Annotated in this window: 7 protein-coding genes; all 7 read right to left on the bottom strand. The window is 73.1% G+C overall.

The features are described 5' to 3' along the window. Nucleotides 1–191 precede the first annotated feature (191 nt). Entirely contained in the window at nt 192–950 is a 759-nt protein-coding gene (locus tag AC07BF_RS02525) for a thioesterase II family protein (protein ID WP_363583424.1), read from the bottom strand. A 54-nt stretch (nt 951–1,004) separates the two neighbouring features. Beyond that, entirely contained in the window at nt 1,005–2,240 is a 1,236-nt protein-coding gene (locus tag AC07BF_RS02520; RefSeq protein WP_478332814.1) for a cytochrome P450, read from the bottom strand. Then, on the bottom strand, nt 2,237–4,300 hold the full coding sequence (locus AC07BF_RS02515) for an amino acid adenylation domain-containing protein (RefSeq protein WP_478332813.1): 2,064 nt from the start codon (nt 4,298–4,300) through the stop codon (nt 2,237–2,239). The genes AC07BF_RS02520 and AC07BF_RS02515 overlap by 4 nt, the downstream gene beginning before the upstream one ends. Nucleotides 4,301–4,304: 4 nt before the next feature. Further along, complete coding sequence (locus AC07BF_RS02510) at nt 4,305–4,685, bottom strand: nuclear transport factor 2 family protein (protein ID WP_363630016.1); 381 nt, start codon at nt 4,683–4,685, stop codon at nt 4,305–4,307. 103 nt (nt 4,686–4,788) lie between these two features. After that, nucleotides 4,789–7,935 (bottom strand): amino acid adenylation domain-containing protein, encoded by a 3,147-nt coding sequence (locus AC07BF_RS02505; protein WP_478332812.1) that lies wholly within the window; start codon nt 7,933–7,935, stop codon nt 4,789–4,791. Further along, nucleotides 7,932–12,152: a non-ribosomal peptide synthetase gene (locus AC07BF_RS02500; protein ID WP_478332811.1), complete on the bottom strand. Its 4,221-nt coding sequence runs from the start codon at nt 12,150–12,152 to the stop codon at nt 7,932–7,934. Before AC07BF_RS02500 ends, AC07BF_RS02505 begins: the two co-directional genes overlap by 4 nt. Further along, entirely contained in the window at nt 12,149–13,936 is a 1,788-nt protein-coding gene (locus tag AC07BF_RS02495; protein ID WP_478332810.1) for a condensation domain-containing protein, read from the bottom strand. Before AC07BF_RS02495 ends, AC07BF_RS02500 begins: the two co-directional genes overlap by 4 nt. Between the last annotated feature and the right edge of the window lie 390 nt (nt 13,937–14,326).

Raw genomic sequence — 14,326 nt, 5'->3', positions numbered from 1 at the left:
CTCACCCCCCCCCCCCCCCCCCCCCCCCCCCCCCCCCCCCCCCGCCGCCCTCCCCCCCCCCCCCCCCCCCCCCCCCCCCCCCCCCCCCCCCCCCCCCCGCTGCGCATCGACGTCAGGGCGGCCGGCTCGTCCGGGTGCAGGTGTCAGAGGGTGCAGGTGTCAGAGGGTGCAGGTGTCAGGGGGTGCAGGTGTCAGGGGGTGCCGGACCGGGTGGGCGTCAGGTCCGCGACCAGGAGCGCCAGCAGGTCCGTCGGCGCCTCGATGAAGCGGTAGTGGCCTCCCTCCAGGAGTTCGAAGGTCGCTTCGCCGCACGCTGACCAGCCGGTCATCAGCGACGGCTCGATGCCCGTGTCCTCCGTCCAGCCGATGGCGGTGATCGGGCACGGCAGCCGGACCGGCTCGGCCACGTGGTACCGCTTGTTCATGTCGACGTCGTTCCGCAGGACGCCGAGGTAGAGCGCGAGCAGGCTCGGTTCCAGGGTGCCGCCCAGTTCCGCGACGAGCTGGCGCAGTTCGCCGGCCAGCTCGTCGTCGTCCATGCCGAGGAAGCGGCCGTAGGGGCCGTCCTGCGGCGCGACCTCGGCGGAGACGAACACCCGGGTCGGGGCGGGGCAGCCCCTTTCGACCAGCCGTACGGCGGTCTCGTACGCCGCCAGCGCGGAGCCGCAGTGCCCGAACAGCGCGTAGGGACGGTCCAGGTAGGGGCGCAGCGCCTCGCAGAGGTCGTCGGCCAGCGCCTCGTAGGTGGTGTGGGCGGGCTCGCGCATCCGGTTCTCCCGGCCGGGCAGCTGCACGGGGCAGACCTCGACGCCGTTGACCGAGGACGGCCACTGGCGGTACATGCTCGCTCCGCAGCCGGAGTAGGGCAGGCAGAACAGCCGTGCCGGTGCCACCGGCGACGGCTCGCGCAGGAACCACTTGTTGCGGGTACGGGCCGTCGGAGCGTTCACTGATGACCTTCCGGGTGGGGTTTCTTCTCGGGTGCGGCTGCGGTGGTGCACGCCCTAGCGGGTCCGCGCGGTGATCGGCAGGTGGGTGAAGCCCGCGATGATGTTCGAGCGCATGCGCCGCGGCGTCCCGGCGAGTTCGAAGCCGGTGAACCGGCCGAGCAGTTCGGCGAACAGGATCCGCAGGGCCACCCGTGCGACGGTGTGTCCGATGCAGTAGTGCGCGCCGACGCCGAACGCGATGTGCTTGTTGGGCCGCCGTCGGATGTCGAAGGTGTCCGGGTCGGCGAACACGGTCTCGTCGCGGTTGGCCGACCCCAGCCACACGACGACCGCGTCCCCCGCGGGGATCGGCACGCCCCGGACCTCGACGTCGCGGGTGGCGTGGCGCATGAAGTGCTGGGTGGGCGAGGCCCATCGCAGGGCTTCCTCCACGCCGCTGCCGAGCAGCTCCGGGTGTGCCGCCCAGTCGTCCAGGACCGCCGTCCCGGCCAGTTCGACCATCGCCGCGATCGGCGGCTGGGCGGTGGTGACGGTCGCACCGAGCAGCAGGCTGTAGCAGTTGGACACGATCTCGCCCGGCGACAGCCGCCGTCCGTCCAGTTCCATCGTGAGCAGCACGCTGATCAGGTCGTCACCCGGTGCGCGCCGACGCGCGGTGACGATGTCCTGGAAGTAGGCGAACAGTTCGCGGTGCGCGGTCACGAGGGTGGCCTGCGGTCCGGCGGCGAGCTGGAACTCGGGGTCGTCCGCGGCGATGCAGGCGTGGGCGAGTCGGACCAGCCGCGGCCAGTCCTGTTCCGGCAGCGCCATCATGGTGCCGATCACCGCCATCGGCAGGGTGGCCATGGCGGCGGCGAAGTCGAACGGGCCGCCGTCGGCCAACGGCCGGAGCAGTTCGACGATGACCCGGCGGATGGCCTCCCGGTCGTTCTCCACCGTCTTGATCGACAGCGCCTGTTGCAGCGGGCCGCGCAGGTGCGCGTGCCGGGGCGGGTCGGTCACGGCCATCTGCCGGCCGCCGGCGGGGTCGCCCTGGCCGAGGAGGTTGAGCAGGGTGCCCTGTTCGGAGGTGAACGTGTCGTGGTCGCGGAGCACCCGGTTGGCCTCGGCGTAGCCGACGACCGACCAGTAGCCGATGTCGCCGACCGGCTGCCAGCTCACCGGGGCGTGGCGGCGCAGCCGTCGCCACACCTCGTGCGCCCCGCCCGAGTGGTACAGGTCGGGGTCGATCAGGTCGACCAGTTGCGGGGCGAGGACCGGGCATCGCGGGGTGGGGGGAACCGCCGTCATCGGGGCTGCTCCTGCCGTGCTCCGTCGGCCTGGCCCGCCGTCGGACTGTCCGGGCGCGCCGCCGGGCCGTCCTGGCCCGCCGTCCGCATCCGGGCGGTGAGGGCCGTCGCCAGCTCGGCGACGGTCGGCGACAGGTACAGGATCTGCGCGGGGAGGTCCACGTCGAACTCGCGCTGGGTGGCGACCAGGAGGTCGGTGGCCAGCAGGGAGTGCCCGCCGAGGTCGAAGAAGTCGTCGTCGACGCCGACCGGTTCGATGCCGAGGATGTCGCCCCACAACTCGGTCAGCCGCGTCTGCACCTCGGTGACGGGCGGGACGTACTCGTTGGCCACGTTGCGCAGTACCCGGGTGGCGGTGGGCAGGGCCCGGCGGTCGATCTTGCCGTTGCGGTTCACCGGCAGCTCGGGACGGACGAGGATCGCCCAGGGGATCAGGTAGCCCGGCAGCCTGTCCCGCAGCTCGTGGCGCAGCCGCCGACCGAGGTCGGCGTTACCCGCCGGGTCGGACTGCGCGGGCACGACGTAGGCCAGGAGCCGGGTGCCGCCCGCCGGATCGGCCTGCGGCAGCACGACCGCGTGCCGCACCTCGGCGAGCCGTTCCAGCTCGACCTCGACGGCGCGCGGTTCGGCGCGGTAGCCCTGGACCTTGACCTGGTCGTCCGCGCGTCCGACGAACTCCAGCGTGCCGTCGGGCAGCCATCGCACGAGGTCGCCGGTCCGGTACATCCGGGCCCCGGGCTCGGTCCCGAACGGGTCGGGCAGGAACCGTTCGGCCGTTGCGGCCGGGCGCCCCAGGTAGCCGCGGGCCAGGCCCGCCCCGGCCACGTACAGTTCGCCGCACTCGCCGACGGGCACCGGCCTGAGGTCGCCGTCGAGCACGGCGACCCTGGTGCCGCTGATCGGGCGGCCGATCGGCACGCTGCGCTGCTCCGGGAGGGTGCTGCTGGTCCAGCAGGTCGTGTACGTGGTGTTCTCGGTCGGCCCGTAGCCGTTGGTGAAGAGCAGCTCCGGGTAGCGGGCCAGCAGGTGCTGGACGTGGCCCGGCGAGGCCACGTCACCCCCGGTGAGGACGTGCCGCACGTCGGCGAACGCCTCCAGGTGGGAGCTCACCATCTGGTGGAAGAGCCCGGTGGTCAGCAGCAGGACCGTCACGCGCTCGGCGCGGACGACGCGCGCCACGTGCTCCAGCGTGATGGCGACCGGGGGGAAGAGGACCAGTCGGCAGCCGTTGACGAGGGGGGCCCAGATCTCGAACGTGGACGCGTCGAACGCGACCGGCGCGAGGTGGAAGAAGACGTCCTCGGCGCGGACGTCCACCCAGTCCGCACCCCGGACGAGCCGGTCGATCGCCCGGTGGGGCACGCCGACGCCCTTGGGCTCGCCGGTGGAGCCCGAGGTGTAGCTGACGTAGGCGAGCCGGTCCGGGTCGCCGGGGCGGGCCGCAGCCGCCGGCCCGGCGGCCGGCTCCTGCGCCGGTCCGCCTTCCGTCACCGTGACGACGGTGCCGGGCAGCTGCTCCCCCAGGGCCTCTCCGACGATCACCATGCCCGCGCCGGCGTCCTCGAGCAGCATCGCGTGGCGGCCGGCCGGGTCGTCCGGTTCGAGTCCGAGGTACGCCCCGCCCGCGATGAGGACGGCGAGCAGGGCCACGATCAGCTCCGGCGACCGCGGCACCAGCACGCCCACGACGTCCTCCTGCGCCAGTCCGGCCGCTCGCAGCCGCCCGGCGAGCCGGTTGGCGCGGTCGTTGAGCTGCCGGTAGGTCAGGGTCCGTCCGTCGCAGGTGACGGCGGGCGCGTGCGGGGCCCGCTCCGCCTGTTCGGCGACCAGCTCGTGGATGGCCCGCGCGTCGAACGGTGGCCGTCCGCTGCCGACGAACGCCGGGATGTCGGAGGTGAGGACCGTCTTGGTCAACTGCTTCCCGCTTTCCTGTGCTGAAGTGTCCCCGTCGGGGTTGAACGCGCGACCGCGTGGGCCGTCGCCGTGGCCGTCGCCGTCGCGGTGGCCGTCGCGGTGGCCGCTGCGCAGCACGTGGTGCGCGGTGTCACCGGGTGCGTCCACCGCCTCAGACCGCCGGCACGTGGAAGAAGGTGTCCCGCGCGGCGATGCGGCCCTGCGGCGTCATCCGGAAGAAGTCCGCGAACCGCAGCTCGACCTCACCGCCGTCGTGCAGCACGCCGCGGAACAGGCCGTGCACCGCCACCTCGTCGTCGGTCGTGACCACGGTGGCCAGGGTGTGCACGCCGGTGCGGATCACCCGCTGGTCGCGGTAGAAGCGTTCCAGTTCGGCGTGCCCGACCATGGGTTGGTACCCGGGGCGGTGGTAGCGGGCGTCCGGGGTGAACAGGGCGACCAGCGCGGGCACGTCCCCGGCGTCGACGAGCTGGTAGTACCGGCGGACCTGGGACACCCCCAGCGCCGGGGCCGTCAGGGTTTCCGGGGCCATCGGGGTCTCCGGTGTTGCGGGTGTTGCCGGTGGTGCCGGCGTTTCGTCGGGATGGGAGAGGGTGTGGACCATGCCGAGGTGCTTCCTGTGATCGCTTGATCTGTCAGAGTCGTGTACGTGGTGAGAGAGCCGGTACGGCCGCGGCGTCCGGGGCGTCCTCGAGCGCTTCGACCAGGCGCGCCGGCGTGGGTGCCTGGAACAGGGCGCCGAGGGTGAGTTCACGGCCGAACCTCACCCGCACCCGGTTGACCAGCCGGGTCGCGAGCAGGGAGTTGCCGCCCAGCGCGAAGAAACCGTCGTCGACGCCCACCGCGGGCCGGCCGAGCACCTCGGCGAACAGCGCGCACATCGTCTGCTCCGCCGGGGTTCGCGGTCCGGGCCCGGACGGTGCCGGCGCGAGGTCCGGGACGGGCAGCGCGGCCCGGTCGATCTTGCCCCTGGGGGTCAGGGGGAAGGCGTCGAGCGTGAGGATCGCCGAGGGCACCATGTAGTCCGGCAGCACCGCGCAGGCGTGCTCCCGCACCGCCGCCGGGTCGAGCCCCGAGTCCCCGGCCGGGACGACGTAGCCGATCAGACGCCTGCCGGGCGAGGCGCCCGGGCCGGCGACCACGGTCGCCTGGGCGACGGCCGGGTGCCCGGCCAGCACCGCCTCGATCTCGCCCAGCTCGATGCGGAAGCCGTGGAGCTTGACCTGCTCGTCCGCGCGGCCGAGGAACTCGAGTTCCCCCTCGGCGTTCCAGCGGACGACGTCGCCCGTGCGGTACATCCGCTCACCCGGGTCGCCGAAGGGGCACGGCAGGAACTGGCCGGCCGTGCGGCGGGGGTCGTTCAGGTACCCGCGCGCCACGCCCGCACCGGCGACGTACAGCACGCCGGCCACCCCCGGCGGCACCGGCGACAGCGCCTCGTCCAGGACGTACACCCGCCTGTTGTCCACCGGTCGGCCGAGGGGGACGACGTCGGGCACGGGCCGACCGGGGCGCAGCACCCTGCGCGTGGTGAACGTGGTGGCCTCGGTCGGGCCGTACCCGGCGACCACCACGGAGTCCGGACACCGTGCCAGGACGCGCCGGACGGCATCGGCCGGCACGATGTCACCGCCGGTCCACACCTGTCCGACCCCGGCCAGCGTACCGGGTGACTCCTCGGCGAACACCCGGAACAGCCCGGCCGTCAGCCACAGCGCACCGACCCGGTGGTCGACGATGAGCCGGTGGAGGTCCGCGAGCGCCAGCTCGCCGGGCGGGGCCACGACGACCCGGCCCCCGTTGAGCAGCGGCACCCACCACTCGTAGGTCGAGGCGTCGAAGGCGTGCGGGGAGTGTGCGAGGACCCGCGGGCCGTCCTCTTCGCGCCAACAGCTTTGCGCGGTCAGGCTGATGACGTTGCGGTGGGTCAGGGCCACCCCCTTCGGCGTGCCCGTGGACCCGGAGGTGTACAGGACGCACGCCAGGTGGTCCGGGCGCAGCGGCACGACGGGGTCGGTGGCCGGCTCGTCGGCGAGTCCGGGGTCGGTGTCGACGACGACGACCGGGGTGCCGTGGGACAGTGCGTCGTCCAGGGTGGCCCGGTGGGTGAGCAGCACCGCCGCCCCGGTGTCGTCCAGGACGCGGCGCAGGCGGGCCGTCGGGGCCCGGGTGTCCAGCGGTACGTAGGCGCCGCCGGCCTTGCTGATCGCCAGGACCGACACCACCACGTCGGCGGAGCGTTCCATGAGCACGGCCACCGTGCTGTCGCAGCGGACGCCCAGGGCGATGAGCCGGTGGGCCAGCCGGTTGGCCCGGTCGTTCAACTCCGCGTAGGACAGGGTGGTTTCGCCGCACACGACGGCGGGCGCATCGGGCGTGCGCGCGGCCTCGGCCGCGAAGGCCAGCGGCACCGTCGGGTGCGGCAGCGGCTGCGTGGTGCGGTTGACGGCCACGACGGTCCGCTGCCGTTCCTCGGGGGTGAGGAGGTCGGGCCGGCCGATCGGCCGGTCCGGGTCGGCGGCCACCGCGTCCAGGAACCGGAGGAACCGCTGCTGGTGGGCGGTGAGTTCGGCCTCGGAGTAGAGCGCGGGGTTCGCGTCGACGTCGAGCCGGGGCGCGGTGCCGTCGGAGCGGTCGTAGACGGAGAACGAGAGGTCCTCGACCGGCCCGTTGGACAGGTTGTGCACGGTGGCCCGGACACCCGCGAAGTCCAGGTGGTAGTAGAAGGACATGATGTTGACGAGGGGCCCGAACAGGACCCGCTCCGACCGGGCCGGATCCAGTTCCCTGCGCAGGTCCTCGCTGCGGTGGCGCTGGTGCCCGCGCAGGGCGGCGACCTCCTCGGCCGCCTGTCGCGCGAGTGCGGACAGACCCTGTTCCGGGTGCACGCGCAGCCGCAGCGGCACCACGTTCGCCACCATGCCGGGGACGGCCTGCACGGAGGAGCTGGTGCGCCCGGTCACCGGCATGCTGAGCACGATGTCCCGTTCGCCGCTGAGGCGGTGGAGGTACGCGGCGACCGCTGCGGTGAAGGCGGTGGGCCAGCTCGCCCCGGCGGGCCGCGCGGCCCGCCGCAGCGCCGCGACGGTGGGCGCGTCGAGGGTGCTGGTACGGCGCAGGAAGCCGTCCGAGGCGGCCGCCGAGCGGCTGGCGAGGCTGACGGGATCCGGCCGGCCGGCCAGCCGGGCCGCCCAGAACGCCCGGTCCTGTCCGGGCTGTTCCGACGCGCGGTAGGCGGCGTCGTGCGCCAGCAGGAGGCTCAGCGGCCCGAAGGCCGGTCCTGCCCCTCCCCTGCCCTCGACCAGTCCGGTGTAGGTCTTGGCGACGCGGCGCGCGATGAGCGACATGCTGAAGCCGTCGACCACGATGTGGTGGACGCGCTGGTACCAGAGGAAGCGGTCCGGCGCGACGGCGAACAGGGCCTGGCGGAACAGCGGGTCCCGGGTGAGCCCGACCGGTGTGGACAGGTCGGCGCGCATCCAGCGCTCGGCCGCCCGCAGCGGATCCGGTGTCGAGGTGAGGTCGACGTGGTCCATCGACCAGTCGGGCGACGGGGTGACGACCTGCCGGGGGCCCTCGGCACCGTCGGTGAGGCAAACGCGCAGGGACTCGGTCTCGTCCACCACGCGCCGCACGGCCGTCTCGAACAGCTCCGGGTCGATCGGCCCGGGGATGTCCACGTACTCACCGGTGTTGTAGACGGGGCTGCCGGGGCGCAGGTGGTGGGCGAACCAGATGCCGGACTGCGCCGACGACAACGGCAGCTCGTGTCCGTCGCTCATCCGAGCTCCTCCAGGACGGCCGACAGCGCGTCGGCGAAGGGTGCGGCGTGGGGCGGCGACAGCATGTCGTGGTGGTTGCCGGGCACCTCGACCACGCTCAACGCCCCCTGAGTGCGGTCGCGCCACCGGGCGGGGACCACGACCGGGGCGGCGAGCACGGGGTGCGCCTCGGCACTCGTGAACAGGTGGATCGGTGTCCGCAGCCGCGCGGTCGACCGGTAGCGTCGGGCGGCGTCGCCGTTGGTGGTGAAGACCCTTACCATGCGCCGCAGTTGTTCGGTGCGCACCCGCAGGGGAAGGCGCTCGCCGGCGTGCGCGTCGTGGAGCAGCAGGGACAGGGCGTCCTGCTCGTCGAGCTCGTGGAGTTCTCCGACGGCTCCGGAGGGCAGCCCGGAGGCGAGCGCGAACCGGGCCGTCCCGTGCGCGTCGTGGCCGCCGGGCCCGTCGGTGGGCCCGTGGTCGGACTCGGTGGATCCGTCGGTGAACGCGGGCGCTCCGACGTCGATGATCCCGAGGAATCCCGGGGGGTTCCCCTCCTCCTCCAGCAGGCGGGCCATCTCGAAGGCGACCAGCCCGCCGAAGGACCAGCCGGCCAGCAGGTACGGGCCGTCGGGCAGGACGGACCGCAGCTCCCGCAGGTAGCGCTGCGCCTGCTCCTCGACGGTGGCCAGTGGCGGCTCGTCGGTGTTGTAGCCGACGGCCTCCAGGCCGTAGACGGGCCGGCCGCCGGCGAGCGGTTCGGCGGGGTGCTCGGCGGGGTGCTCGGCCAGGCGTTCGGTGAGGTGCTCGGCCAGGTGGAGGAAGGAGCACACGTCGCCGCTCTGCGGGTGCACCAGGATCAGCGGCGCCCTGCGGTGGTCTCCTTCGGCCAGCGGAACCACGAGCCGGCGCAGGGCCTGCGAGGCGTTGGGCAGTTCCGCGCACAGACCCTCGACGGTGGGATGGCGGAACACCGTGTTCAGCGGCACGGTGACCCCCCACTCCCGCCGGATCGCCTCCACGAGTTCGACCGCCCTGAGCGAATGCCCGCCCAGCGCGAAGAAGTCGTCCCGGACGCCGACCCGTGGGGTGCCCAGCACACGCTCCCAGATCCTGGTCATCAGGAGTTCCAGCAGGTCCCGCGGCGGTAGCGCACCCGCCTCGTGGCCGTGGCGGGCGGGCTCGGGCAGGGCCCCGCGGTCCACCTTGCCGTTCGTGGTCAACGGGATCCGGTCGAGTGCGGTCAGCGTCGTGGGCACCATGAACTCGGGCAGGGTCTCGCGCAGGGAGCGCCGCAGGACCGCCAGGTCACCGGGCCGGTCCTGCCACACCAGGTAGCCGGCCAGTTCGGCGTCCGTCCCGGTGCCCCGCACCGTCACCGTGGCCCTGGCGACACCGGGCTGCGCGCACAGCGCGGCCTCGATCTCGCCCAGCTCGATGCGGTAGCCCCGGATCTTCACCTGCTCGTCGGTGCGGCCCAGGAAGACCAGGCTGCCGTCCGGCAGGTACCGCGCCAGGTCGCCGGTCCGGTACAGCCGGCCGCCGTCGGCACCGAACGGATCGGGCACGAAGCGCTCGGCGGTCAGCCCCGGCCGGTTGGCGTACCCGCGGGTGACGCCGACCCCGCCGATGTGGATCTCGCCCGGTACGCCGACGGGCACCGGGGCGCCGGCCGGGTCCAGCAGGTAGATCCGGAGGTTGCCGAGCGGCCGGCCGATCGGCACGGACCCTCCCGGCCGGGCCAGGTCCCGGTCGGCGTCCACGCGCCGGGTGACGCAGCCGACGGACGCCTCGGTGGGACCGTAGCCGTTCCACAGCGTGGAGACCCGGTCGAGGAGCCTCCGGGCCAGGGCGGGCTGGAGCGGTTCGCCCACGCAGATCGCCTGGAACCGGCCGCCCTGCCATCCGCCGTCCAGCAGCAGGAGCCAGGTGGCCGGTGTGGCCATGAGCGTGGTGACGCCGAACCCGCGCATCATCTCCGTCAGGCGCGGGCCGTCGACCGCGACCTCCGACGGGGCGATCACCACGCTCGCGCCCCAGGCCAGGGGCATGAGCACCTGGGGGACGATGACGTCGAAGGAGATCGAGGCCACCGAGGCGACGACATCGTCCCCGCCGAGATCCAGCTGTCGGCCGCGGACCACCAGGTAGTTGACCACGCCCTCGTGCGGGACCAGCACGGCCTTGGGGCGGCCGGTCGAACCGGAGGTGTAGATCGAGTACGCCAGGTTGGCGGGCGTCGCGAGCGGCGGCAGCCGGTCCCCGGGCAGGGCCGCGATGAGCCCGGCCTCGTCGTCCGTCCACACCGTTGCGGCGCCGTGCCGCGGCAGCCGGTCGGCCAGGGAGCGCTGGGTGAGCAGCAGCGGCACTTCGGCGTCGGCGAGCATGAACGACATGCGCTGCGCCGGGAGGTCCGGGTCCAGCGGCAGGTAGGCGGCGCCCGACTTGAGGACGGCCAGCAGGGCCACGACCAGGTCCGCCGAGCGCGGCAGGCACACGCCGACCAGGTGTTCCGGCCGCGCTCCCCGGGCTCGCAGGTGCCGGGCCAACTGGTTGGCCCGGCGGTCGAGTTCCCGGTAGGTCAGTCGCTGGGCGCCGCAGCGGACCGCCACCGCGTCGGGGGTCAGCCGGGCCTGCTCCTCGACCAGCTCGTGGACGCAGAGGTCCGCGGGGAAGGGTTGGTCGGTGGCGTTGGCGGCCACCAGCAGCGCTTCGCGCTCGGCCTCGGTGAGCAGGTCCAGGCGCGAGACGGGACGGTCGGGATCGCCGGCCGCGGCGTCCAGCAGCCGCAGGTAGTGGCCGACCAGCCGTTCCACGCTCGCGCGGTCGAACAGATCGGTGTCGAAGGCCACGGTCCCGGTGGTGCCGGCTGCCCCGGTCGCGCCCGTCGGCCGGTCGGCTATCACCAGGCTGAGGTCGACCTTGGCCGTGCCGTTGTCGACCTCGATCTGTTCGACCTCCGTCCCCACCAGCCGGAGGGCGGCGGCCGGGTCGGACAGGCCGGCGAACATGACCTGGAACAGCGGGTTGCGGTCGAGACCGCGGGCCGGCCGCAATTCCTGCACCAGCCGTTCGAACGGCAGGTCCTGGTGCGCGTAGGCGTCCACGGCGGTGCTGCGGACCCGGTCGAGCAGTTCGGCGAAGCTCGGGTCGTCCGCGAGGTCGGTGCGGATGACCACGGTGTTGATGAACGAGCCCACCAGCGGGTCGAGTTCCGGACGGGTCCGGCCCGCGACCGGTGTGCCGACCGCCACGTCGGACTGCCCGCTGTAGCGGGCGAGCAGGGCCTGGAACGCGGCGAGCAGCGTCATGAACATCGTCGCGCCGTGCCGCCGACCCAGCAGCCGCAACCGGTCGGCCAGTTCCTCGGGCACCGTGAAGGTGATCCGCTCGCCACGGCCCGCGCGGACCGGTCCGCGCGGGCGGTCGGTGGGCAGGTCCAGCGGCGACAGCCCGGACAGCTGTGCGCTCCAGTAGTCCAGTTGGCGCCGCAGGCGGTCGCCGGAGAGCCGGGCCCGCTGCCAGTGGGCGAAGTCCGCGTACTGGATCCGCAAGGGGGGCAGCTCGTGCTCGCGGCCTTCGAGCCGGCTCCGGTACATCGCCGACAGGTCGTCCCACAGCAGCGGCATCGACCAGCCGTCGACGGCGATGTGGTGGACGACCACCACCAGGACGTGTTCGTCCTCGCCGACCCGCAGCAGTGATGCGCGCAGCAGCGGGGCGGCGGCCAGGTCGAACGGGCGCAGGATCTCGGACTGAACGAGATCGAGGGCCAGCCGCGTCCGGCGTTCCGCGGGCTCGGTCCGGAGGTCCGTGACGGGCAGGTCGAGCGGCCGGGCCGGCTCGACCGAGGGGCTGGGGAGCCCGTCCCGCTCGGGGAAGGCGGTGCGCAGGACTTCGTGGCGCCGCACCAGCTCGGTGAGGCTGTGGCCGAGGGCGTCCACGTCCAGCGGGCCGTGCAGCCGGAAGACCTCGTGGACGTTGTACATCGCGGGGCCGTCGGACAGCCGCTCGACCAGCCACATGCGTTCCTGGGTGAACGACGTCACCTGCGCACCCGCCGGACGGGGCGGGATCGCGGCCTCCGGCTCGCCCTCGACGGCCCTGCTCCGGGCCGCGCGGACGCGTTGGTCGAGCAGGGCCCGGGTGGTGGCCGGCGTGGAACCGGCCGACGGGGCGGCTCCGGGCGCGGAACCGGTCGGCCGGCCGGGCTCGGGGCGACTGTGCTGTGCCTTCACGGGTGACGGGCCTTTCCGGCGGGAAGCGGTTCCGCTTCGGCGGCGGCACCGAGGTCCGCCAGCAACGCCGCGTCGATGCCGTCGGCGAGTTCGGCGACGGTCGGGTGGTAGAAGAGCAGGGCGACAGGCAGTTCGAGGTCGAGTGCCCGGCCGAGTCGGGACATGACCTTCGAGGCGAGGAGCGAATGGCCGCCCAGCTCGAAGAAGTCGCTGTCCACGCCGTCCGGGGTGACACCGAGCACCTCGGCCCAGGTCTCCAGCACGAGGAGCTCGGTCTCGGTGGCGGGCCCGGTCTCGGTGGCGGACTCGGGTACGGCGGCGGACTCGGGTACGGCGGCGGACTCGGGTTCGGTCTCGGCGGCGGGCTCGGGTTCGGTCTCGGTGGCGGGCTCGCTGGCCGTCTCGCTCCTGGTGGCGGGAGCGGGGCGGCTCACCCGGAGGCCGGGAGGGGTCTCCCACGCCGATATCGGCCGTTCGGGGCTCTCGACGAGCTGGTCGAGCAACACCCGGAAACCCTCGGAGAGTTGCCGCACCGTGTCGCGGTCGAAGAGGTCGGCGGCGTAGCGGATGACGCCGGTGAAGCGATCGCCGCCGTCCGTCATGGAGACCTCGATGTCGAACTTCGCCACGTCGTTCGGCATCTGGTGGTCACTCACCTCGATCCCCGGAAGGCCGGACGGGAGCGCGGGCGGCTCCTCCAGCTGGAACATGACCGTGAACAGCGGGTGTTGGCCGAGGTCGCGTTCGGGCCGCAGCTCCTGTACCAGCCGCTCGAAGGGGACGTCCTGGTGGGCGTAGGCCTCAACCGCGCACCGCCGCACCCGGGCGAGCACGTCGGTGAAGCCGGGGTCGCCCGACAGGTCGGCGCGCAGGACGAGCGTGTTGACGAAGAACCCGACCAGCGGCTCCACCTCGATCCGGGTCCGCCCGGAGATCGGCGTCCCCACCGTCACGTCGGCCTGTCCCGTGCAACGCGCGAGCAGGACCTGGAAGGCGGCCAGCAGCGTCATGAACGGCGTCACCTCGTGGGCGCGCCCCAGTGTGCGTATTCGCTCGGCGAGTTCCGCCGGGATCTCGATCTCGACCTGGTCGCCCCGGCCTGACCACACCGCGGGGCGGGTTCGGTCCGTCGGGATCACCGACGGGCTCAGGTCGGCCAAGTGCTCGCGCCAGTAGGCGAGTTGGTCCAGCATCGCCGTTCCGGCCTGATGGCTCCGTTGCCAGTCGGCGAAATCGGCGTACTGGACGGGCAGGTCCGCCAGGGCGATCGGCCGGCCGTCGACGGCGGCGGCGTATCCGGCGGAGAACTCCTGCCACAGCACCAACAGCGACCAGCCGTCGCAGGCGATGTGGTGGATCACCAGGAGCAGCAGATGGTCGTCGGGGGCGATGCGGATCAGTCGGGCCCGCAGCATCGGAGCGGTCCCGAGGTCGAACGGGGTCGCCAGATCGGCGGCCACCAGCTCCCGGGCCCGCTGCCAGGCCTGCTCCGCGGGGGCGTGCGTCAGATCGGTGATCGTCGGCACGAAGGTCTCGACCGGCTCCGCGGCGTGGCGCGGGCCGTCCTCGGTGTCGACGATCCTGCCGCGCAACACCTCGTGGCGCCGCACGACTTCGGTCAGCGCCCGGGTGAGCGCCCCCTGGTCCAGTCGTCCGCGCAGGCGTACCGCGGTCGGGACGTTGTGGTCCGGCCGGCCCGGCCGCAGCCGGTCGAGGAACCACAGCCGTTGCTGGGCGAAGGACAACAGGGTCGGAGCGTGCGCGCGCCGATCGGGACCAGGCATGACGGATCCACCTTTCACGGCGATCGGGAACGCTTCAACGCCCCGGAAATCCCCTCGCCGATTCGCTACTTGGCGAACAGTACGGCGGATACTAGGTGGCTCCCGTCTCACTCCGCAAGATCGAGAACGGGGTTGCAGGCATCAAGACAATATTTACGCCAGTCCACCGGAATCCTTATGTAGATCGAACACGCTCGACGGCTAGCATCGGCGCGGCCGGCCGTGACACCCTCTCTGACGTGCCGTCATGGCTCGGATCGTGCATCCCACTTCCGTGGACGGGCACCACGTGATAATTCTTCTGTCTCCAGGGGACGGCCGGGTGGGCCCCTTTCATGCCGGGCCTTCATTGTTCCGAATAAGATCGGTGAACCCGCTGCATGAACTCAT

This window comes from Kitasatospora sp. NPDC043950 (assembly GCF_056435345.1).
This window is presented reverse-complemented; position numbering and strand designations above follow the sequence as displayed.